Origin of the sequence: Acinetobacter sp. SA01 (genome assembly GCF_011319235.1) — a bacterium.
GTDB lineage: Bacteria > Pseudomonadota > Gammaproteobacteria > Pseudomonadales > Moraxellaceae > Acinetobacter.
The window spans coordinates 564,932-586,350 of sequence record NZ_WXXM01000001.1 but is presented as its reverse complement, the minus strand read 5'-3'; the positions used below and the strand labels follow the sequence as shown (position 1 = coordinate 586,350).

General features: G+C 44.7%; 20 protein-coding genes. 18 read left to right on the top strand and 2 right to left on the bottom strand.

Annotation, left to right across the window (positions count from 1 at the left end; all coding sequences use genetic code 11):
* Window positions 1-36 precede the first annotated feature (36 nt).
* Together bfmR and bfmS are read left to right on the top strand one after the other, a co-directional pair.
* On the top strand, window positions 37-750 hold the full coding sequence (gene bfmR / locus GTU69_RS02870; RefSeq protein ID WP_086196042.1) for a response regulator transcription factor BfmR: 714 nt from the start codon (window positions 37-39) through the stop codon (window positions 748-750).
* A 31-nt stretch (window positions 751-781) separates the two neighbouring features.
* Complete coding sequence (bfmS, locus tag GTU69_RS02865) at window positions 782-2,452, top strand: sensor histidine kinase BfmS (RefSeq protein WP_346764422.1); 1,671 nt, start codon at window positions 782-784, stop codon at window positions 2,450-2,452.
* 45 nt (window positions 2,453-2,497) lie between these two features.
* On the opposite strand, the gene GTU69_RS02860 is transcribed toward bfmS, so the two are convergent.
* Entirely contained in the window at window positions 2,498-2,854 is a 357-nt protein-coding gene (locus GTU69_RS02860) for a hypothetical protein (protein ID WP_166167774.1), read from the bottom strand.
* 569 nt (window positions 2,855-3,423) lie between these two features.
* On the opposite strand from GTU69_RS02860, the gene ndhC reads away from it, so the two are divergent.
* From ndhC to GTU69_RS02780, 16 genes are all read left to right on the top strand, one after another.
* Window positions 3,424-3,969 carry an NADH-quinone oxidoreductase subunit A gene (gene ndhC, locus GTU69_RS02855; RefSeq protein WP_086196039.1) on the top strand — a complete coding sequence of 182 codons (546 nt, stop codon included), beginning with the start codon at window positions 3,424-3,426 and terminating at the stop codon, window positions 3,967-3,969.
* 7 nt (window positions 3,970-3,976) lie between these two features.
* Window positions 3,977-4,654 carry an NADH-quinone oxidoreductase subunit B gene (locus GTU69_RS02850; RefSeq protein ID WP_086196038.1) on the top strand — a complete coding sequence of 226 codons (678 nt, stop codon included), beginning with the start codon at window positions 3,977-3,979 and terminating at the stop codon, window positions 4,652-4,654.
* An 87-nt stretch (window positions 4,655-4,741) separates the two neighbouring features.
* Window positions 4,742-6,529 carry an NADH-quinone oxidoreductase subunit C/D gene (gene nuoC, locus GTU69_RS02845; protein WP_086196037.1) on the top strand — a complete coding sequence of 596 codons (1,788 nt, stop codon included), beginning with the start codon at window positions 4,742-4,744 and terminating at the stop codon, window positions 6,527-6,529.
* 14 nt (window positions 6,530-6,543) lie between these two features.
* Window positions 6,544-7,053 (top strand): NADH-quinone oxidoreductase subunit NuoE, encoded by a 510-nt coding sequence (nuoE, locus tag GTU69_RS02840; protein WP_086196036.1) that lies wholly within the window; start codon window positions 6,544-6,546, stop codon window positions 7,051-7,053.
* On the top strand, window positions 7,050-8,378 hold the full coding sequence (nuoF, locus tag GTU69_RS02835) for an NADH-quinone oxidoreductase subunit NuoF (protein ID WP_086196035.1): 1,329 nt from the start codon (window positions 7,050-7,052) through the stop codon (window positions 8,376-8,378). Before nuoE ends, nuoF begins: the two co-directional genes overlap by 4 nt.
* Window positions 8,379-8,389: 11 nt before the next feature.
* Window positions 8,390-11,068, top strand: a complete 2,679-nt coding sequence (nuoG, locus tag GTU69_RS02830) for an NADH-quinone oxidoreductase subunit NuoG (RefSeq protein WP_086196034.1) — start codon at window positions 8,390-8,392, stop codon at window positions 11,066-11,068.
* 3 nt (window positions 11,069-11,071) lie between these two features.
* The gene (gene nuoH, locus GTU69_RS02825) at window positions 11,072-12,088 is read left to right on the top strand and encodes an NADH-quinone oxidoreductase subunit NuoH (RefSeq protein WP_086196033.1); all 1,017 of its coding nucleotides are present in this window, start codon (window positions 11,072-11,074) and stop codon (window positions 12,086-12,088) included.
* A gap of 18 nt (window positions 12,089-12,106) precedes the next feature.
* On the top strand, window positions 12,107-12,649 hold the full coding sequence (gene nuoI, locus GTU69_RS02820) for an NADH-quinone oxidoreductase subunit NuoI (protein ID WP_086196032.1): 543 nt from the start codon (window positions 12,107-12,109) through the stop codon (window positions 12,647-12,649).
* Window positions 12,649-13,167, top strand: a complete 519-nt coding sequence (gene nuoJ / locus GTU69_RS02815) for an NADH-quinone oxidoreductase subunit J (RefSeq protein WP_171521992.1) — start codon at window positions 12,649-12,651, stop codon at window positions 13,165-13,167. Before nuoI ends, nuoJ begins: the two co-directional genes overlap by 1 nt.
* Window positions 13,167-13,475, top strand: a complete 309-nt coding sequence (gene nuoK, locus GTU69_RS02810; RefSeq protein WP_004651041.1) for an NADH-quinone oxidoreductase subunit NuoK — start codon at window positions 13,167-13,169, stop codon at window positions 13,473-13,475. The genes nuoJ and nuoK overlap by 1 nt, the downstream gene beginning before the upstream one ends.
* Window positions 13,472-15,367, top strand: a complete 1,896-nt coding sequence (gene nuoL, locus GTU69_RS02805; protein ID WP_166167768.1) for an NADH-quinone oxidoreductase subunit L — start codon at window positions 13,472-13,474, stop codon at window positions 15,365-15,367. Before nuoK ends, nuoL begins: the two co-directional genes overlap by 4 nt.
* 7 nt (window positions 15,368-15,374) lie before the next feature.
* The gene (gene nuoM, locus GTU69_RS02800; RefSeq protein ID WP_171521991.1) at window positions 15,375-16,979 is read left to right on the top strand and encodes an NADH-quinone oxidoreductase subunit M; all 1,605 of its coding nucleotides are present in this window, start codon (window positions 15,375-15,377) and stop codon (window positions 16,977-16,979) included.
* Between the two features lie 3 nt (window positions 16,980-16,982).
* On the top strand, window positions 16,983-18,476 hold the full coding sequence (gene nuoN / locus GTU69_RS02795; RefSeq protein ID WP_166167762.1) for an NADH-quinone oxidoreductase subunit NuoN: 1,494 nt from the start codon (window positions 16,983-16,985) through the stop codon (window positions 18,474-18,476).
* Window positions 18,477-18,598: 122 nt separating this feature from the next.
* On the top strand, window positions 18,599-19,234 hold the full coding sequence (gene upp / locus GTU69_RS02790) for a uracil phosphoribosyltransferase (protein ID WP_086196027.1): 636 nt from the start codon (window positions 18,599-18,601) through the stop codon (window positions 19,232-19,234).
* 83 nt (window positions 19,235-19,317) lie between these two features.
* Window positions 19,318-19,611, top strand: a complete 294-nt coding sequence (locus tag GTU69_RS02785; protein WP_166167759.1) for a cold shock domain-containing protein — start codon at window positions 19,318-19,320, stop codon at window positions 19,609-19,611.
* Between the two features lie 123 nt (window positions 19,612-19,734).
* Complete coding sequence (locus GTU69_RS02780; RefSeq protein ID WP_166167756.1) at window positions 19,735-20,469, top strand: cold shock domain-containing protein; 735 nt, start codon at window positions 19,735-19,737, stop codon at window positions 20,467-20,469.
* 40 nt (window positions 20,470-20,509) lie between these two features.
* On the opposite strand, the gene gigC is transcribed toward GTU69_RS02780, so the two are convergent.
* Window positions 20,510-21,388 (bottom strand): LysR family transcriptional regulator GigC, encoded by an 879-nt coding sequence (gene gigC / locus GTU69_RS02775; RefSeq protein ID WP_166167753.1) that lies wholly within the window; start codon window positions 21,386-21,388, stop codon window positions 20,510-20,512.
* Window positions 21,389-21,419: the final 31 nt, after the last annotated feature.

The following is a 21,419-nucleotide window of genomic DNA, read 5'->3' as shown; positions in this document are numbered from 1 at the left end:
TTTAAGGATAGCTTAATCCATATAAAGGGGCATTTTATGAGCCAAGAAGAAAAGTTACCTAAAATTTTAATTGTTGAAGACGATGAACGTCTTGCGCGTTTGACTCAAGAATACCTGATTCGTAACGGATTGGAAGTTGGGGTAGAACCTGACGGTAATCGTGCAATCCGCCGTATCATCGCTGAACAGCCAGATTTGGTGGTACTTGATGTCATGTTACCGGGTGCAGATGGTTTGACCATTTGTCGTGAAGTACGTCCACATTATCATCAGCCAATTTTAATGCTGACAGCACGTACTGAAGACATGGACCAGGTTTTAGGCCTGGAAATGGGTGCAGATGACTACGTCGCAAAACCTGTTCAACCCCGTGTATTGCTTGCCCGTATTCGTGCCTTGCTGCGCCGTACCGACAAGGCTCCTGAAGATGAAGTGGCTCAACGCATAGAATTTGATGATCTGGTGATTGATAATGGTGGCCGTTCAGTGACCTTGAATGGTGAGCTGGTTGATTTTACCAGCGCGGAATACGACCTGTTATGGTTGTTAGCTTCAAATGCGGGTCGCATTCTTTCCCGTGAAGACATTTTTGAGCGTCTGCGCGGTATTGAATATGACGGTCAGGACCGTTCAATTGACGTACGTATCTCACGTATCCGTCCAAAAATTGGCGATGATCCTGAAAATCCAAAACGTATTAAAACGGTACGCAGTAAAGGTTATCTGTTCGTTAAAGAAACCGGCCTTTAATCTTTGCCCGCTAATTTTATAGGACAACTTCGTGTTTAAACACAGTATATTTTTGCGCATTTATGCGGGGTTGGTGATTTTAGTCGCCTTGGTGGCCTTATTTGGCTATCTGCTGGTACAAATCATCAATTATCAGCGTGCGCAAGAATATCGTGAATCTTTAACCGATGGTATTTCTTATATCATTAGTGAAGGGGTTGCCCGACAGCCGAATGAGCAGCAGAAAAAAGACTGGATTTCCGATGCTTCTGATTTGCTGGAGCTGCCGATCTATTATGTTGATGCGGCTAAGGTGGATTTATCGCGTACCGAGAGAAAACGTATTGAAGAGCGTAAAGCAGCCGTTCGTTATGATGCAGAAAACTCGATTGCTTATATCATTATTGGTCTGAAAGATGATCCTCAGCATTTACTGTATGTAAAAGTGAATAAAATAGGCGAGCGCCAGATGAAAGCCTTACCTATTTTCATTCTGGATTATCTGGTGTATTACCCTGGGCAAGAAAAAGAGTATCTCGCCAAAATTCAATCGAATTTTTCTTATCCGATTGCCATTGAAAAAGTGCAAAACCTGCCGCTTGATTCTGAACAAATCGGCCGGCTTCGCTTGGATCACAGTATTATTTTGTACCGTGACAATGCCTCGGTTCGGGGTACCACCATTTCGATCGTTTCTCCTATGCCCAGCTCACCTTCCGAGGTGCTGGTTTTAGGTCCTGTACCTTTATTTAACTGGATGCCTTTCCAGTTGGCTGCTGGTATTACCTTACTGAGTCTATTTGTGTTAAGCCTTGGCGTATATGGGTTGCTGGTGCCGATGCAGCGTCGTTTACGTGAAGTGAATTACGCCTTGCATCGTATGAAATCGGGCGACATGACCTTGCGTTTACCGGTCGATGGTACCGATGAAATGGCTAGTCTGGCGACCAACTACAACAGCATGTCTGATCATATTCAGCGTTTGATTGAAGCACAGCGCGAGCTGATGCGTGCAGTTTCGCATGAACTGCGCACACCTGTAGCACGTATCCGTTTTGGTATGGAAATGTTGGCCGAAGAAGATGACTATGAGTATCGCCTACAACAGGTTGAACAGATTGATAAAGATATTGAAGCGCTCAATACCTTGATTGATGAAATCATGACCTATGCAAAACTGGAGCAGGGCACACCTTCTTTAGATTTTGAAAAAATCGTGCTGTTTGAAGTGCTGGATCAGGTGGTGATTGAAACCGAGGCACTTAAAACTCAAAAAGAAATTGAACTTAAAGCACCACCTATTAGTGTAGTGGTCGATGCCGAGCGGCGTTATTTGCATCGTGTAGTACAAAACCTGGTTGGCAACGCGGTTCGCTACTGTGATCATAAAGTGCTTGTCAGTGGTGGTATCAATGACGCGGGGCAGGCTTATGTTCAGGTAGAAGACGATGGTGCCGGTATTCCTGAGGAAGAGCGGCAGCGCATTTTTGAAGCTTTTGCCCGTCTGGATGACAGCCGTACCCGTGCTTCAGGGGGCTATGGTCTAGGTTTGTCCATTGTGAGCCGTATTGCTTACTGGTTTGGTGGGAAAATTGAGGTGGATCAAAGCCCGATTTTAGGCGGGGCTCGTTTCACCATGTCGTGGCCGGTACAGCGGTTTAATAAAGCAAAAAAGAAAACCGGTGTCCTTAAGGCTGATAGTGCCATACAGACAGAATTTTAAAGAATAGGGAACACTAAAAAGCACCGCATTCGGTGCTTTTTAGTGTTATTCATGACTGGTGGCATCTGGTTCAATCAGGCTTTTTCCCTGTTTTAAGCTAGCCAGTGCATCGGCATTAAGATCTAGTAGCAAAGAATTATTTTGGGGATCTATGGCATAATGGCTAATCAATTTCTGGTCCCCATTTAATGTTTCGACCTTGTATTCATCTGCAACGTTTAAAATAGCTTCGAGATTGGTGGTGGTGGCAGCAAAGTCTTGGCGGAAAAGGTCATAGATATCACGCAGGTCAAAAATGGCATCCTGAGCATCTGGGTGTTTCTCGATGTATCTTTCCACATGGTGAACTAACAGTTGTGCAAAGAAGAAATATTCAGATTCATGGGCATATTTTAATGTCATTATAGTTTCTCCTGTCTATTCGCTTTTTGAATTTTAAATACCAATATCACAAACTGTTAAACACATGTCAAAGTGTTGCAAAAAAACCACAAGAATAAAGCAGCTTATGCAAAAGATATAAGGTAATTTCTAAAGCAAAGAAAGGCGGTATTTTTAATACCGTGATGATAGGAAGGAAAATTTAATCAATTTTTCTGATTCCTGTCATTTTTTAAATAAATACTCAAAATAAACTGAACTTTTAGAATCGAAAGAATATTCAACAATAATTGTATTTCTGGATTGCAAAATAAGTGAGCAATATTTCCTCATAAAATCTTAATGTGAGAAAATTTAATAAAAATAACTGTTTTTATTAAATAAAACGATGAAGGTGTTGTGTAAAGGAATAGATGTAAATTAAAAGTGATAATGCCGAAAAAATCATCCAAAAGACTAAGGCTTATGAGCTAGCAAGTGAAATCATAAATCAGGTACAATTGACGGGATTAATTTTGTGTTTGGTGTATTTGAAGGCCAATACATACATTCTTTGTTAATAAATTAGGCCTGCCAGGAGTTATCCCCGCATGAGTGCCATTACTCCATACGATTGGGCAATTATTGCCTTCGTGATCGGCGTTACATTTCTTTGTGTCTTTATGCTCACAGTTCCTTTACTCCTTGGGGGTAAATCATGGGGCCGTGCAAAGCAAGAGCAATTTGAGTCAGGTGTGGTAGGTGCTGGTGGAGCACGCATCCGCTTATCTGCGAAATTCTACTTGGTTGCTATTTTCTTTGTGGTATTTGACCTGGAAGCATTGTATCTCTACGCATGGGCTACATCAGTTCGTGAAGTAGGTTGGTTCGGTTTTACCACTGTTGTTATTTTTGTAGTCGATTTATTGATTGCTTTGATTTATGCGATTGCTGTAGGCGCATTAAACTGGGCACCAACTGATCGTCTCAAAGCGGCAGTGATGAAATCGAAAGTGGGTTCAGCAAATATGAACCTTGCCGACATTACACGCTTCAATTCTATTGAAGAGTTGGTTGTTGACCCTACAGGTCAAATTCCAGCTCAATCATCTGGTCGTGTGAAAAAATCTGCGACTACATCATCTACTAAGGAGTAACCCGGGAATGAAATATACATTAACCCGTGCGAATCCGAATGCTGATCAATATCCACTTCAAGAGCGTCAAATCGTTACTGATCCGCTTGAAGAAGAAGTGAATAAAAATGTGTTCATGACTCGTTTAGAGGATGTAATGCATACAGCTGTAAACTGGGGCCGTAAAAACTCTGTATGGCCCTTTAACTTTGGTACATCTTGCTGTTACGTAGAATATGCAACCACTTTGACGGGTGTGCATGATATGTCGCGTTTCGGTGCCGAGGTTATTCGTGCTTCACCACGTCAGGCGGACTTAATGATCGTTGCAGGGACCTGCTTCGTGAAAATGGCACCTGTAATCCAGCGTTTATATGAGCAAATGTTAGAGCCTAAATGGGTGATTTCAATGGGTGCTTGTGCAAACTCTGGCGGTATGTACGACATTTATTCGGTTGTACAAGGTGTGGATAAAATCATCCCTGTCGATGTGTACATCCCGGGCTGTCCGCCACGTCCTGAAGCATTATTGCAAGCATTAATGTTGTTACAAGACCAAATTCAATTAGAGCGCCGTCCACTTTCAGCGGTTATTGGTGATGATCTTCAGCCAGTGTATAAGCCAAAGATGCAGCCAGAACGTGACCGTAAGAATGCTGAACGTATTGCCGTGAAAAACTTACGCTCTATGGATGAAATTAAATAATCCGAGCGACAAAATATTGATGCACCCGGTCTGGGTGTAATTGTCGTTCAGGTTGACTGAATTTGTATTGAATAGGAAGCCAAGCCAATGGCTGAAACTGACATTGCTATGCCAGAATCAACGCCTGTTGATTCACGCCCAGCATTTGCAATTATAGAAGAGCTCAAAACCAAATTTGGTGAGAACTTCTTTGTGCAAACGACTTTTGAAGACTTTCCAACAGTCTGGGTTGAGCGCGCACGTGTGCAAGAAGTCTTAATGTTCTTGCGGAAAGTAGAACGTCCTTACGTGATGCTGTTCGATTTGTCTGCGGTGGATGAGCGTTTACGTACTCACCGTGACGGTTTGCCTGCGTCAGACTTCACTGTGTTCTATCACTTGTTGTCGCTAGAGCGTAATACTGACATTCGTATTAAAGTTGCCTTGAATGAGAGTGATCTCAACATTCCAACTGCAACCAATATTTGGCCAAATGCCAACTGGTACGAACGTGAAGCTTACGATATGTTTGGCATTAACTTCGAAGGGCATCCAATGCTCCGTCGTATCTTGTTGCCGACATACTGGGAAGGTCACCCGCTGCGTAAAGAATATTCTGCACGTGCCACTGAATATACACCGTATATGCAGAACCAGGCCAAGCAGGACTTTGAACAGGAACATCTGCGTTTCGTTCCTGAAGACTGGGGTCTAAAACGCGGTAACGCCGATGAAGACTTCATGTTCCTGAACCTGGGGCCTAACCATCCATCTGCGCACGGTGCGTTCCGTGTGATCTTGCAGTTGGACGGCGAAGAAGTAAAAGACTGTGTGCCTGATATCGGTTATCACCACCGTGGTGTGGAAAAGATGGCTGAACGTCAAACCTGGCATTCATTCATTCCGTATACCGACCGTGTTGACTACCTGGGTGGTTGTGCGCAAAACATGCCTTATGTAATGGGTGTGGAGCAACTGGCGGGAATCACTGTTCCTGACCGTGCGCAATGTATCCGTGTCATGATGTCCGAATTGTTCCGTATCAATAACCACTTGTTGTATATCGGTACTGCAATTCAAGATGCCGGCGGTATGACACCAGTATTCTATATGTTCGCTGACCGTCAAAAAATCTATGACGCCATCGAAGCAATTACTGGTTACCGTATGCACCCTGCATGGTTCCGTATTGGCGGTACTGCACACGATCTTCCAAACAACTGGCAACACCTCATTCGCGAAATCCTGGACTGGATGCCGAAGCGTATGAACGAGTACTACACTGCGGCTTTGAAAAACTCAGTGTTTATCGGTCGTACCCGTAATGTTGCGCAATACGATGCAAAATCTGCATTGGCTTGGGGTGTAACCGGTACAGGTCTACGTGCGACAGGTATCGACTTCGATGTACGTAAATACCGTCCTTATAGCGGTTATGAAAACTATGATTTCGATGTGCCGGTTGAGTACGAAGGCGATGCTTATGCACGTGTTCTGGTTCACTTCCGTGAAATCGAACAGTCACTGAAAATCATCAAGCAGTGCTTAGACAACATGCCGTCTGGTGCGTACAAAGCAGACCATCCACTGGCTGTTCCACCACCGAAAGATAAGACACTACAAGATATCGAAACCTTGATTACGCACTTCTTGAGCGTGTCATGGGGTCCTGTAATGCCTGCAGGTGAAGCATCTGTGATGGCAGAAGTGGTAAAAGGCGCGTCTAACTATTACTTGACTTCAGACAAGTCAACCATGAGTTACCGTACCCGTATCCGTACACCGACTTTCACGCACTTACAGCAAATGCCTTCTGTGATTAATGGCAGTCTTGTATCTGACTTGATCATTTATTTAGCGACAATTGACGTCGTAATGGCTGACGTGGATCGCTAAGGGGTAAACGCATTATGATGATTTTGACTGATAAAAAGCCACGTGTGAATGTTGAAGGGATTTTAACTTCGGAAGAAATCCATGAAATTGAACATCACATGGGTCACTACCCGTACCCGCGTGCTGCATGTTTAGATGCGCTGAAGTGTGTACAACGCCGTAATGGTTGGGTAGACGATGCACAAATGAATGCAATTGCTCAAATGCTTAGCATGAGTGTTGCAGATCTTGAAGGTGTTGCGACTTTCTATAACCGTATTTACCGTCAACCGGTTGGTCGTCACGTAATTTTATTATGTGATTCAATCGCATGTTTCTTGATGGGTGCGGAAACTCTGGCAGAAGCGTTCCAGCGTGAATTGGGGATTCAGTTTGGTCAAACCACCGCTGATGGTCGTTTCACTTTATTGCCAATCTGCTGTCTGGGTAACTGTGACAAAGGTCCAACCCTGATGATTGATCAAGATACGCACGGTTTGGTTGAAGTAACTTCAATTAAACAGTTATTGGAGAAGTATGTATGAATACTGAACCAAAACCAATTTATGGCGACGGTAACCCAGAAACTCACCCATTAACATGGCGTTTGAGCAAACAGGAACACGTTCGTAGTGCTGATGATTACGAAGTGCTGGAAGGTTATGCCGGCTTTAAAAAAGCCCTTGGCATGCAACCGAAAGAAGTGCTTGAAGTCATTAAAGCTGCGACTGTAAAAGGTCGTGGTGGTGCAGGTTTCCCAGCAGGGATTAAATGGTCATTGATGGCGCCAAATGATGGTGGCCCTCGTTACCTGATCTGTAATGCCGATGAAATGGAACCGGGTACTTTCAAAGACCGTTTGTTGATGGAAAAACTTCCACATCAATTGATCGAAGGTATGCTGATTGCAGGCTATACGCTTGAAGCAACGCAAGGTTATATCTTCATCCGTGGTGAATACATCGAAGCTGCTCAATACTTGAATGAAGCATTAGAGCAAATTCGTGCCAAAGGTTACCTGGGTGAAAATATCCTGGGTTCTGGCTGGAACTTCGAAATGCATGTGCATACCGGTGCGGGTCGTTATATCTGCGGTGAAGAAACTGCATTGATTAACTCGCTTGAAGGTCGCCGTGCCAATCCGCGTACCAAACCGCCATTCCCGCAAGTTGCAGGTGCTTGGGGTCGTCCTACGATTGTCAACAACGTAGAGACCTACAACAACTTACCTGCGATTATGTTACGTGGTCCAGAATGGTATGTGGGTTTATCTGAAGGTAAATCAAAAGATCCAGGTACCAAAATCTACGGTGCATCCGGTAAGGTGAAATTCCCAGGTCTTTGGGAACTTCCATTCGGTACCACTGCGCGCGAAGTGATTGAAGAGCATGCCGGTGGTATGCGTGACGGTCTTAAACTGAAAGCGTGGTTACCAGGCGGTGCATCGACTGACTTCCTGGCAGCAGAGCACATTGACCTGCCGATGGATGCAGAAAGCATCATGAAAGCGGGTTCACGTTTAGGTACGTGTTTGCTGATGGTGGTAGACGAAACTCAATGTATGGTATCTGCGACTCGTAATTTGGAAGAATTCTTTGCGCGTGAATCATGTGGCTGGTGTACACCTTGCCGTGACGGTTTACCTTGGGCGGTAAAAGCGCTTAAAGCACTGGAAGATGGTACAGGCAAGAAAGAAGATATCGATCACTTACAAGAACTGACTCGTAAGCTTTGGATTGGTAAGACTTTCTGTGCCCACGCTCCAGGTGCAATGGAACCGCTTATGGGCGCACTCAAACATTTCCGTGGCGAATTTGAAGCGAAAGTCGTAAATGCTGCCGCTCAAGTTAGCTCCGTAGAACAAGCTTAAGGAATTCGACTATGGCTACAATTCATGTCGATGGCAAATCGTACGAAGTCAATGGCTCAGAAAACCTGCTGCAAGCATGTTTATCTTTGGGCATTGATATCCCGTACTTTTGTTGGCATCCATCCTTAGGTTCTGTCGGTTCTTGCCGTCAATGTGCCGTGACTCAATACGCGAATCCTGAAGATACGCGTGGTCGTTTAGTCATGTCATGTATGACGCCAGCAGCTGACAATACCTACATCTCGATTGAAGACAAAGAAGCAAAAGATTTCCGTGCATCTGTTGTTGAATTCTTGATGACCAACCATCCACACGACTGTCCAGTCTGTGAAGAAGGTGGTCACTGTCATTTACAAGATATGACTGTGATGACTCAGCACGACCGCCGTCGTTACCGTTTCACCAAACGTACGCATTACAATCAGGAACTTGGTTCGTTTATTGCACACGAGATGAACCGTTGTATCGCGTGTTACCGTTGTGTGCGTTACTACAAAGACTATGCGGGCGGTACTGACTTTGGCGTGTATGCCAATGCATCACGTGTGTACTTTGGTCGTCCAGAATCAGGCACTTTAGAATCTGAATTCTCGGGTAACCTGACTGAAGTATGTCCAACAGGTGTGTTCACCGACAAAACTCACTCGGAACGTTATAACCGTAAGTGGGACATGCAGTATGCGCCAAGCGTATGCCAAGGCTGTTCTTCAGGCTGTAACATCTCTCCGGGTGAACGTTATGGCGAACTTCGTCGTGTTGAAAACCGTTTCAACGGCGATGTAAACCAATACTTCCTGTGTGACAAAGGCCGTTTCGGTACCGGTTATGTGAACCGTGCAGACCGTCCACGTCAGCCACAATTCCGTGATGGTGCAAACGTAACGACTGTTTCAGTGGATACCGCGCTTGATACCGTGATTGAAAAGATTCAGGGCAAAAAAGTTCTGGGTATTGGTTCACCACGTGCATCGCTTGAAACGAACTTCGCATTGCGTGAGCTTGTTGGTCAAGACAACTACTCAACTGGTATGGCTCAAAAAGAGCAAAACCTGGTTGAGTTGGCTGCATCGATCATGCAAACCGAGGGTGTTTATAACCCGACCATGCGTGAAATCGAAAGTTATGATGCAGTGCTCATCTTGGGTGAAGATTTAACCCAAACTGCGCCACGTATGGCTTTATCTGTTCGCCAAGCTGCGAAAAACAAAGCCAAAGAAATGGCAGCAGAACGCCGCACCCAAGAATGGTTGGCTGAACCGGTACAACGTATTGGTCAGGATGCAAAATCCCCAATCTACATTCTTGCTGCGACTCAAACGCGTTTAGCTGACGTCGCGACTGGCGAAGTGGTTGCTTCTCCAAACGATATTGCACGTTTAGGCTTTGCGGTTGCTGCGGCAGTTGCAGGTGAAGCGGTTACTGGTTTAGATGACGATGCCAAAGCATTTGCTCAAACCATTGCTGACACTTTAAAAGCGGCGAAGAAACCATTGATCATCTCTGGTACCAGCTTACAAGATGCTGCCATCATGGAAGCTGCTGCACAAGTGGCACAGAACCTGGGTAATGCTGGTTTGACCTTGACTGTTCCTGAAGTGAACTCAATGGGTCTTGCAATCTTCGGTGGTAACAGCCTTGAGCAAGCATTTGCGCAAGATTATGACACTGTTATCATTGTGGAAAATGACCTTTACCGTCGTTTACCTGCTGCTCAAGTCAACGCTGCACTTGCAGGCAAAGACGTGATTGTTCTTGATCACTCTGAAACCGAAACTGTGAAGAAAGCAGATATCGTGCTTTCTGCTGCAAGCTTCGCGGAAGGTGATGGTACTGTGGTATCTCAAGAAGGCCGTGCACAACGTTTCTACCAGGTGTATGACCCAAGCTACTACAAACCGGAACTTGCAATCAAAGAATCTTGGCGCTGGTTACATGCCATTGAAACCGGTGTAAAAGGCAAAGCGATTTCCTGGACCTTGCTGGATGATGTCATTGAATCTGTAGTGAAAAATGTTCCGGCACTTGAAGCCATTCAGGATGTAGCACCAGATGCAGGTTACCGTGTCCATGGCTTGAAGATTGCGCGTGAACCGCGTCGTTACTCTGGTCGTACCTCTATGCGTGCACCATTGTCTGTTCATGAACCTAAACAGCCAATCGATGTCGATTCTGCATTAACGTTCTCTATGGAAGGTTATGTGGGTAATGAAACCCCATCTTCACTAGTTCCATTTGCATGGTCTGCAGGTTGGAACTCTCCACAAGCCTGGAACAAATTCCAGGATCACGTGGGTGGTCACCTAAAAGGTGGTGATTCGGGTATTCGTTTATTTGATCGTTTGGCTAAACGCCCTGCACGTACTTTCGTTGCTCCAGCAGCAGTACTTGCAAATGCTGAAAGCTTCCGTTTAGTGCCAATGCATCATATCTTCGCTTCTGGTGAATTTACGGTGAAAACTCCGGCCATGGAATCACGTATTCCTGAAGCCATGTTTGCAGTAGGTGAACAGGATGCTGCGCGTCTAAACGTTCAAGATGGTCAAAAAATTACTGTGAAAGCAGGTGAGGCGACAATTAGCCTTCCAGTTCAAGTGATCGAATATTTGCCGACAGGTTATATCGGTTATCCAGTTGGTCTTGCACCAACGGTATCACTTGCAGAGCCTGTATCCGTCGCGGTAGGAGTGTAATTCATGAATCAAGAAATTATACGTCAAACACCGCTATGGGCTGAGAACTGGCCAATCGCTTATTCTGTGATTCAAGCGATTGTGATCTTGCTTGTAGTGGTGCTTGTCGCTGCGTTGATGTCATTCATCGAACGCCGTTTACTTGCGTTATGGCAAGACCGTTACGGTCCAAACCGTGTTGGTCCCGGGGGGATGTTCCAGATCGTTGCCGACATGCTGAAAATCATGTTCAAGGAAGACTGGACGCCTAAGTTTGCCGATAAGCTGACTTTCCGTTTAGCACCTGCAGTTGCCATGGCAACTGCGGTACTTTCGTTCATGGTGATTCCTGTAAGTCCGACAATGGGCGTAGCAGACATGAGCATCGGCCTGTTGTTCTTTATGGCAATGGCTGGTATAGCGGTATATGCCGTGCTATTCGGTGGCTGGTCTTCAAATAACAAATATGCATTATTGGGTGGTCTGCGTTCTGCAGCTCAAACCATTTCTTATGAAGTGTTCTTGGGGATCTCGCTGATGGGTGTGGTGGCAATTGCCGGTTCATTCAACATGCGTGAAATTGTTGAAGCACAACGCGATGTATGGTTTGTGATTCCACAATTCTTGGGTTTCATTATCTTTATTGTTGCAGGTGTTGCAGTAACGCACCGTCATCCATTTGACCAACCGGAAGCTGAGCAAGAATTGGCGGAAGGTTATCACGTCGAATACGGCGGTATGAAATGGGGTATGTTCTTCGTTGCGGAATATGTCAACGTAGTTCTTATTTCAGCATTGATCGTCACTTTATTCTTTGGCGGTTGGTTAGCACCATTTAACCTAGAAATTCCATTTATTCCACCAGTATTCTGGTTCATTATCAAAACAGCATTCTTTGTGATGATGTTTGTCTTGGCTCGTGGTTCGTTAATGCGTCCACGTTACGATCAGGTGATGAACTTTGGTTGGAAAATTTGTTTGCCATTGGCGTTGGTCAACTTGTTGGTGACTGGTGCTGTGATTCTGATGAATCAGGCCTAGGACAGCAGGGAGTACAAAATGTATAAAATTCTAGCTGGATTCGGGTCAATCGTACGTTCATTGTGGATGGTGTTCAGCCACGTGACACGTAAACGTGACACTATTCTTTATCCAGAAGTGCCAGCTGAACAAATTGTTCCGCCGCGTTTCCGTGGTCGTATTGTATTGACACGTGACCCAGATGGTGAAGAGCGCTGCGTGGCATGTAACCTGTGTGCGGTTGCCTGTCCGGTTGGCTGTATTTCTTTACAGAAAGCAGAAAAAGAAGATGGTCGCTGGTATCCGGAGTTTTTCCGTATCAACTTCTCGCGTTGTATTTTCTGCGGTATGTGTGAAGAAGCCTGTCCAACGACAGCGATTCAAATGACACCAGATTTCGAGTTAAGTGAATACGTTCGTCAAGACTTGGTCTACGAAAAAGAGAACCTGCTCATTTCAGGTCCAGGTAAATATCCTGACTACAACTTCTACCGTGTAACCGGTATGGCAGTGGCAGGTAAAGATAAAGGTCAGGCACAACGTGAAAGTGCACCAGTTGACGTACGGAGCTTATTACCATGATGTGGCCATTTTATTTGATGGCACTTGTGGCCATTGTTTCTACGGTTCGTGTGGTGACTAACGCGAATCCTGTGCATGCTTTATTAAGCCTGATCGTGTCCCTCCTTGCTGTGGCAGGGATGTTCATGATCGTTGGTGCGCCATTCGCTGGCGCACTAGAAATTATTGTTTATGCCGGCGCGATCATGGTGTTGTTCGTGTTTGTGGTGATGATGCTAAATCTTGGTCAACATACGGTTGAACAGGAACGTAAATGGCTGACTTCATCTGCATGGGCATATCCAGCATTGATGAGTTTCCTGATGGGCTTGGTGCTTGTCTGGATGCTTGGTTCGGATTACACAACCGCAGGTCCGGTGATGGGCACTAAAGTTGTGGGACCTAAAGCTGTAGGTACAGCGCTCTTTACTCACTACTTACTATTGGTAGAAGTTGCCGCAATGTTATTGCTTGCAGCCCTCGTTGCAGCATTCCACTTAGGTAAACGTGAACCAAGTGCAAAAGAGGAAAAAGAATAATGGGCAACATTCCTTTAGAACACGGTTTAATCGTTGCAACCATTCTTTTTGCACTGGGTTTTTACGGTGTAATGGTGCGACGCAACCTACTATTTATGTTGATGAGCCTTGAAATCATGATGAACGCAGCGGCGCTTGCGTTCGTTCTTGCAGGTAGTGCATGGTTACAGCCAGATGGACAAATCATGTTCATCCTGATCTTGACCCTTGCAGCTGCAGAGGCTTGTATTGGTCTTGCGATCGTCCTTCAGTTCTACCATCGCTTCCATCATTTGGATGTGGATGCTGCTAGTGAGATGCGCGGATGAGTTATTTATATTTAACAATTTTATTTCCGCTCATTGGTTTTGTCCTCTTGGCGGCGGGGCGCAATAAGCTTCCTGAAAATGTGGCAGCCATTATTGGTGTGGGTTCAGTCGGTTTATCTGCTTTATTTGCACTGATTGCTGGCATGGGCTTTGTAGACAATGGTTCAGTAGCTCAGGTTCAACATCTTTGGACCTGGTTCAATGTCGGTGGTTTTGCACCTGGCATGAGCTTGCATCTGGACGGTCTGTCATTACTCATGACCGGTATGATCACAGGTGTGGGTTTCCTGATTCACATCTTTGCCTCATGGTACATGCGCGGTGAAGAAGACTTCGCACGTTTCTTCTCTTACTTCAACCTGTTCGTTGCCAGCATGTTGCTGCTCGTTCTTGGCGATAACCTGGCGTTATTGTTCCTGGGTTGGGAAGGCGTAGGTCTTTGCTCTTACTTGCTGATTGGTTACTACTATCAAAACCCGGAAAATGGTTTTGCAGCAATCAAGGCATTTACCGTAACCCGTATTGGTGACGTATTCTTGCTGATTGCCTTGTTCCTGATTTTCCAACAATTCGGTACTTTGCATATTGGAACAATCGTTGCCAATGCACCGCAAGTATTGGCGGGTGACCATTCACTTGCAATCTGGACATCTTTAATGTTGTTCCTGGGTGCTGCAGGTAAATCTGCGCAAATTCCATTACAAACATGGTTGGCAGACGCAATGGCAGGTCCTACACCTGTTTCTGCATTGATCCATGCTGCAACAATGGTAACAGCAGGTGTTTACCTGTGCTGCCGTATGTTCTCCGTGTTTGAAATGACACCAGAAGTGATGATGTTCATCTCGATCACTGGTGCGGTAACATTGATTGTGGCTGGTTTTGCTGCATTGGTTCAAACAGATATCAAACGTATTCTGGCTTACTCAACCATGAGTCAGCTCGGTTATATGTTTATGGCTGTAGGTGCTGAAGCATACCAAGCGGGTCTGTTCCACATGCTTTCACACGCATTCTTTAAGGCATTATTGTTCTTGTCTTCTGGTGCGGTGATTCTGGCTTACCATCACGAACAAAACATCTTCAAAATGGGTGGCTTGTTCAAACATAACAAATTCCTGTTTGCCTGCTTCGCAATTGGTGGTGGTGCATTGGCAGCCATTCCATTCTTGACCATCGGCTTCTTCTCTAAAGATGCCATCCTTGGTGCAGTTTGGGCACAAAGCCACATTGCAAATCTTCCTGTATATAACTGCTTATACTGGACAGGTGTTGCGGGTGCATTCTTAACCTCAATCTATACATTCCGTTTAATCTGGGTTGTATTCTTTGGTAAAGAAAACACGCCTTATCACGAAATCAAAGGTGCAACTTATTGGGCTCCGTTGGGTATCTTGGCGGTACTTTCAACTGGCTTGGCTTACTTCTTGAAAGCACCAGTAGAAGCTGCATTAACCAAAGCCAATATTCCAGCTTTTGTTATTCCTGAAGCGCTTGAAGCAGGTGTACATGGTGCTGAATATACCGCTGTGGGTATTGCATTGGCTGGTCTTGTGGTAGGTATCGTATTATTTGTCTTTGCTTATAATGCAGTGAAAGGTTTTGCCCGTACTTCATTGGGTGCTGGCCTTGCCAATATCTGCCGTAATGCACTTGGTTTTGATGCGTTGTATAACATCGTATTTGTACAACCATATTTGCTTATCGCGAAAATTTTAGGTCGTGATCCGATTGACGGCCTGTGGTTAGTGCTTCCTGCCATTGTTAAAGGTGGTCATAGCTTCACCAGCTCACGTCAAACAGGTTCATTGCGTGAATACGCATCAAGTATGTCACTCGGTGTAGTGGTATTGCTGATGATCCTGATCGTGATTCAGGTAGTGGGGAAATAAGATGGAAATCACAAACAACTGGATTTTACCCGCGCTGATCCTCGTACCGTTCATTGCAGGTTTTGTATGCTGGATCGTCGACAAGCTCGACGACAAACTACCGCGTTACATTGCGTTATTCGGTATGCTCATTACTTTGGGCTTAACCGTTGCGCTTTGGAATTCTGGTACTTATCACTATGAACTCGGCGCAAAAGTTCCAACTTGGTCTGCCGAATTCATGCTGCCTTGGATTTCAACCCTCGGCATTAACATTCACCTTGCGGTGGATGGTCTTTCACTGCTTATGGTTGGCTTGACTGCATTACTGGGTGTACTTGCAGTGGGCTGTTCATGGGGTGAGATTCAAAAGAACGTGGGTTTCTTCCACTTAAACCTTTTATGGTCTTTGGGTGGGGTCATCGGTGTATTCTTGGCGATTGACCTGTTCCTATTCTTCTTCTTCTGGGAGATGATGCTGGTACCAATCTACTTCCTGATTGCCTTATGGGGTCATAAGGGAGCAGACGGTAAGTCACGTGTTTATGCTGCGACCAAGTTCTTCATCTATACTCAGGTAGCAGGTTTGATCATGCTGATCGGTATTCTAGGCCTTGTGGTTTACGGATACATGATGACTGGCATGATCGGCTTCGATTACAACTACCTGTTAGGTGTGGCAAATACGCTTGATGCACAGTTGCCATCAGTAGCTTATGCCTTGATGATCTGTATGTTCATTGGTTTCGCTGTAAAACTTCCAGTGTTCCCATTGCATGGCTGGTTACCAGATGCGCATGCTCAAGCACCGACAGCTGGTTCTGTCGACTTGGCAGGTATCCTGATTAAGACTGCTGCATACGGTCTGCTTCGTTTTGTTATGCCATTCTTCCCGGCGGCTTCTGCACAGTTTGCAGATATCGCGATCATCTTCGGTTTAGTCGGCGTATTCTACGGTGCCTGGTGTGCTTTCCAGCAAACCGATATGAAACGTTTGTTGGCGTATACTTCAATTTCACACATGGGCTTTGTATTACTTGCACTTTACGCAGGTAATATCCTGACTTTCCAAGGCCTAATGATCATGATGCTGGCACATGGTTTATCATCTGCTGCCTTGTTCATTATGTGTGGTCAAGTGTACGAGCGTGTTCACACGCGCGACTTACGTTTAATGGGTGGTATGCGCGGTCAATTCCCGTACCTAGCTTTCTTCCTGATGTTCTTTATTGCTGCGCTTGTCGGTATTCCAGGTTTAGGTAACTTTATTGGTGAATTCCTGATTTTGATGGGTTCATTCAATAAATTCCCAACCTTCACCATTTTGGCAGCGACCAGCTTGGTATTGGCAGGTCTTTACGGCTTGATCCTGATTCACAAAGCATTGTTTGGTACGCCAAATGAAGAGCAAAAACAAAATTATACAAGCCCATTGAAAGACTTGAATGCGCGTGAGATTGTTATTTTGTTAGTGTGTGCTTTTGGTCTACTATGGCTCGGTATCTATCCACAAAGCTTCCTTGATATTTCAAATTCAAGCATGGCGTGGTTAGCAAACAGCTATATCCCAGTTCAAGAAGTTGTCGATGCGACTCAACAGGTCGTATCTCAACAAAATGTGGAGATCCAATAAGCCATGAACTTCACAATGTCATTTTCCGAGCTTATGCCATTAGCTCCTGTGATGATCGTGGCTTTAACTGCGATCGTAGTGATGCTTCTCATTGCAATTAAACGTAACCATAATTTAATTGCAACAGCCTCTGTAGTCGGTTTGAACCTTGCTGCAGCTTATGTCCTGATTGCGATGTTCGGTGGTGCTTTTGCACCAGCGAACGTGATGGGCATGTTTATGCTTGACCCATTTACCTTGCTTTACCAATTGGTCATCCTGATTGCTGCACTGGCTTGCTGTACCTTGTCACATGCTTATATTGAAAGCTATCAAGATAACCGTGAAGAACTGTATATCCTGATGCTGTGCTCGGTAGCGGGCGCAATGCTGATGGTGGCTAGTTCTCATTATGCATCTTTCTTCATTAGCCTTGAGTTGATGTCGATTCCTGTATACGGTCTTTTGGCTTATACACACCAACGTTCACAATCGCTAGAAGCGGGTATTAAATACCTTGTTCTTTCAGCAACTGCTTCTGCAATGTTGTTGATGGGCATGGCATATATCTATGCTTATACCGGTTCATTGTCTTTCTATGACAATGTTCAGGCCTTGATGCAAGCGATCAAACAGCCAATGGTGATTTTAGGTCTAGGCTTAATCGTTTTTGCCGTTGCATTTAAATTGTCTCTTGCGCCATTCCATAAATGGACACCAGACGTGTATGCAGGTGCTCCAGCGCCAATCGCAACATTCCTTGCGACTGTGGCTAAGGTAGCAACCATTGGTTTGTTTGTACGTTATTTACTTGCTTCAGGCGCAATCCTGGTAGATTCAATCGTAACGATCATCACGATTATTGCGGTGCTTTCTATTCTGGTGGGTAACTTCCTTGCAGTACGTCAAGTCAACTTGAAACGTATTCTAGGTTACTCTTCAATTGCCCACTTTGGTTATTTGCTGATTGGTTTAATCAGCATGACTTATGCAAGCTTGGGTAACGTATCTGTATACGTAATCACTTATGTATTGACGACGATTGGTGCATTTGGTGTTGTCGCGTTGATGTCTAGTCCGTATAACAATGCAGATGAAGCACAAAGTCTGGCAGATTACCGTGGTTTGTTCTGGCGCCGTCCAGTATTGACTGCGACCTTGACTGTCATGATGTTGTCTCTTGCCGGTATTCCATTGACTGCGGGCTTCATTGGTAAGTTCCTGGTGGTGATGGCTGCGGTAACAACCCAGCACTGGTTCCTTGCTGCCATGATTGTAGTGGGTTCAGGTATTGGTCTGTACTATTACCTTCGTGTGATGGTGGTGATGTACATGACTCCGCCAGATACGCCACGTATTGATGCCGACAAACATTGGGGTCAGAAAGTGGGTGGTATTATGGTACTTGCTGCGGCATTGGCTGTATTGATCATTGGTGTTTATCCTGACCCAATCATCAAATTGGCGCTTCAAGCGGAGATTTTATCTCCATTGCATTTCATGCTATCTCAACAGTAATCTAAAAAAACTATAAGTTTTTTCGAAAAAGCCTCCTTTCATAGGGGGCTTTTTGGTTTATAAGAGATATAAAAAACATTTATAATAGCTGAAATTTTATCTCATCTTTTAGGTGCTCTCCCGTGGCTATTCATGAAATCCGTCATCCGCTCATTCGACATAAACTTGGTTTGCTACGTCGTGCAGACATTAGTACAAAAAATTTCCGCGAACTAGCGCAAGAAGTCACCATGCTTTTGACTTATGAAGCAACCAAAGACTTGCCGATGTGTGAGCATGAAATTGATGGCTGGAATGGCAAAGTGACTGTAGACCGCATTGCGGGTAAAAAAATTACCGTTGTACCTATTCTGCGTGCCGGTATTGGCATGTTAGATGGTTTCCTGAACCTGATTCCAAGCGCAAAAGTATCTGTACTGGGTCTTGAGCGTGATGAAGAAACTTTGCAAGCACGTACTTACTATAAAAAACTGGTTCCCGATGTACAGAACCGTTTGGCGATGATTATCGACCCGATGTTGGCAACCGGTTCTTCATTGGTAGCAGCCATTGATGTATTGAAGGCAAGTGGTTGTAAAGATATTCGTGTCATGGTTTTAGTGGCTGCACCCGAAGGTATTAAAAAAGTAGAAGAAGAACATCCGGATGTGACTATTTTCACAGCAGCTATTGATGACGGTCTCAACGAAAATGGTTATATCGTTCCGGGTCTTGGCGATGCAGGCGATAAAATTTTCGGTTCAGTACAAAAAGACTGAGCCTGGAAGACAAATTAAAAGAGGCTTCAGGCCTCTTTTTTTATATACTGTAAACATGGTATTTTTTAGCATAGGGCAGCAGCATGAAAGATGAATTACATCAGGGTAAAATCAAAAAGTATGACCCTGAAAAAGGCTTTGGTTTTATTGGTTCGGCTGAAGGGGATATTTTCTTTCATATTTCAGATTTCCCTGCGGCAGAAGGCGAACCGAAACGTAATGAACGGGTAAAATTTGCGGCTGTGAAGAATGGTGACAAGTTCAAGGCCATTCGTATAGAACGTGTTGCAGATCATTCAGCAAAAGCGAAAAAGTCAAAAGTATCGACGCATAATAAGTCAATTACATCCGCCTTGTTGTCGAATTTTCGAGGTTGAGGCTTCTGCTTTTGATTGCAGTATGATGATGTTCAGGGTTGCTTTTGACAATCATTGGAAAAGAGGCTTTTAGGCCTCTTTTTTATTATAATAAGAAGAAATATAAATGAAAAAGAGTGTTTTATGTTTGTTCAGGGGAAAGTCAAAACTTATAACGCAGAGCGCGGTTTTGGATTTATTGCAGTAGAGGAAGGCGAAGTGAAAGATATTTTCTTTCACATTAAAGATGTGCCCAATAGCACTATCGAACCTAAAGTCGGGGAGAAATTAAAATTTATTATTGTGGAAGATGACGGCAAGTTTAAAGCCGACCGTATTGTACGACTGGACCTACAGTCTGCCTCAGCGGAGAGTATAGCTGCCAAGCCAGCAGGTGCAAAAAAGAAAACTGCTTCACCACGTTATAATAAGGCTTCATATAAAGGCCGAATCTTGTCCGCTATTGCCTTGATCATTCTGGCACTGCTTGCTGTGATCGGTTATGGTCAATATCAGGATTATCGCACGGCAGAGCAGCTGAAAGCGCAACAGTTGATTATAGAGCAACAGCGCATTGTGTCAGAACAGCGAGAAGCACTGGGGGATTTACCGGAAGCAGTTTTGTCGGAGCAGGGGCAGCGTAATCTGGCAGGTGAAACTTACAATACCACTAAACCGCGCTCGGAAAAAATTAATGCCAGTATTGATCAGCAAAATGGGGTGAGATTAGCAACAGCACAATTTAAATGTGATGAACGGCAACATTGCAGTCAAATGAATTCAAGAGCAGAAGCTGTGTGGTATGTACAAAACTGTCCACATCATAAGATGGATGGTGATGGTGACGGTATACCGTGTGAAAATGATTCACGCTGGTAATAAAAAAAGCGCCTAAATGGAGCTTTTTTTAAATCGTTTTTTATTCTTCACAGAATTTCATAAAGGCTTTAAGGCCAGGTCCCTGATATTTCTGACGATGTACTAGCATGAATAAAGGACGGGTCAGTTGCCAGAAAGGGGTTTCTAAAATGACCAGCTGACCTTTTTCACGTAAAGGTTCAATGGCGAGTTTGGAAATACAAGACATCCCGATACCTCCCGCCACAATTTTTAAAATCGCTTCATTATGGCCTAAAGTGAGGCGGATATTGGCATCTGGCAGGTCTTTTAAAATGGCATTGTCAAACACCTCACGGGTCCCTGAACCTTCTTCACGTAAAATCCATTCGACATGGTCAAAATCTTTAGCGGTAATTGCGCGGTCCAGTTTTGCCAATGGATGCTCTGGTGAACAGCATACCGCCAGTTCATCATCGCGCCAGTGTATACACTGCAGCTGTGGCAAATGACAGGACCCTTCAATTAAGGCTAAATCCAGCTGGAACTGGTTGACTGCTTCAATCATCTGACGGGTGTTACCTACTTGCAACTGCAAATGTGCTTGCGGCTGAATTTGCAAAAAGTCTGCCATCAGGTCTGGCATCAGGTAATCGCTAATGGTTAAGGTTGCCCCCAGGCGCAGGTCAATACTTTGTAATTCACCTTTAGCCGCCTGTTCAAAAGCTTCGCAGCGACCTAAAATTTCTAGTGCTTGAGGAAGTAGAAAACGACCTAAATCATTGAGTTGCAGACGCTTACCAAGACGGTCGAATAGAGGTGCACCCAAGCCATCTTCCAAATCTGCTAAAGCCATACTTGCAGCACTTTGCGTGAGTTTGACAGCATCGCTGGCTTTGGTTACTGTGCCTTCTTGTGCAACTGCTACAAAAACAGCCAACTGGCGTAAGGTCATGCGCATGAATAGAGCCTTAACATTTAAAAAATATTAA

Bases quoted from the DNA above. Each gene is read 5' to 3' on its own strand.
- bfmR (WP_086196042.1), top strand. From the start codon at position 37: ATGAGCCAAGAAGAAAAGTTACCTAAAATTTTAATTGTTGAAGACGAT.
- GTU69_RS02860 (WP_166167774.1), bottom strand. From the start codon at position 2,854: ATGACATTAAAATATGCCCATGAATCTGAATATTTCTTCTTTGCACAA.
- ndhC (WP_086196039.1), top strand. From the start codon at position 3,424: ATGAGTGCCATTACTCCATACGATTGGGCAATTATTGCCTTCGTGATC.
- GTU69_RS02850 (WP_086196038.1), top strand. From the start codon at position 3,977: ATGAAATATACATTAACCCGTGCGAATCCGAATGCTGATCAATATCCA.
- nuoC (WP_086196037.1), top strand. From the start codon at position 4,742: ATGGCTGAAACTGACATTGCTATGCCAGAATCAACGCCTGTTGATTCA.
- nuoE (WP_086196036.1), top strand. From the start codon at position 6,544: ATGATGATTTTGACTGATAAAAAGCCACGTGTGAATGTTGAAGGGATT.
- nuoF (WP_086196035.1), top strand. From the start codon at position 7,050: ATGAATACTGAACCAAAACCAATTTATGGCGACGGTAACCCAGAAACT.
- nuoG (WP_086196034.1), top strand. From the start codon at position 8,390: ATGGCTACAATTCATGTCGATGGCAAATCGTACGAAGTCAATGGCTCA.
- nuoH (WP_086196033.1), top strand. From the start codon at position 11,072: ATGAATCAAGAAATTATACGTCAAACACCGCTATGGGCTGAGAACTGG.
- nuoI (WP_086196032.1), top strand. From the start codon at position 12,107: ATGTATAAAATTCTAGCTGGATTCGGGTCAATCGTACGTTCATTGTGG.
- nuoJ (WP_171521992.1), top strand. From the start codon at position 12,649: ATGTGGCCATTTTATTTGATGGCACTTGTGGCCATTGTTTCTACGGTT.
- nuoK (WP_004651041.1), top strand. From the start codon at position 13,167: ATGGGCAACATTCCTTTAGAACACGGTTTAATCGTTGCAACCATTCTT.
- nuoL (WP_166167768.1), top strand. From the start codon at position 13,472: ATGAGTTATTTATATTTAACAATTTTATTTCCGCTCATTGGTTTTGTC.
- nuoN (WP_166167762.1), top strand. From the start codon at position 16,983: ATGAACTTCACAATGTCATTTTCCGAGCTTATGCCATTAGCTCCTGTG.
- GTU69_RS02785 (WP_166167759.1), top strand. From the start codon at position 19,318: ATGAAAGATGAATTACATCAGGGTAAAATCAAAAAGTATGACCCTGAA.
- GTU69_RS02780 (WP_166167756.1), top strand. From the start codon at position 19,735: ATGTTTGTTCAGGGGAAAGTCAAAACTTATAACGCAGAGCGCGGTTTT.
- gigC (WP_166167753.1), bottom strand. From the start codon at position 21,388: ATGCGCATGACCTTACGCCAGTTGGCTGTTTTTGTAGCAGTTGCACAA.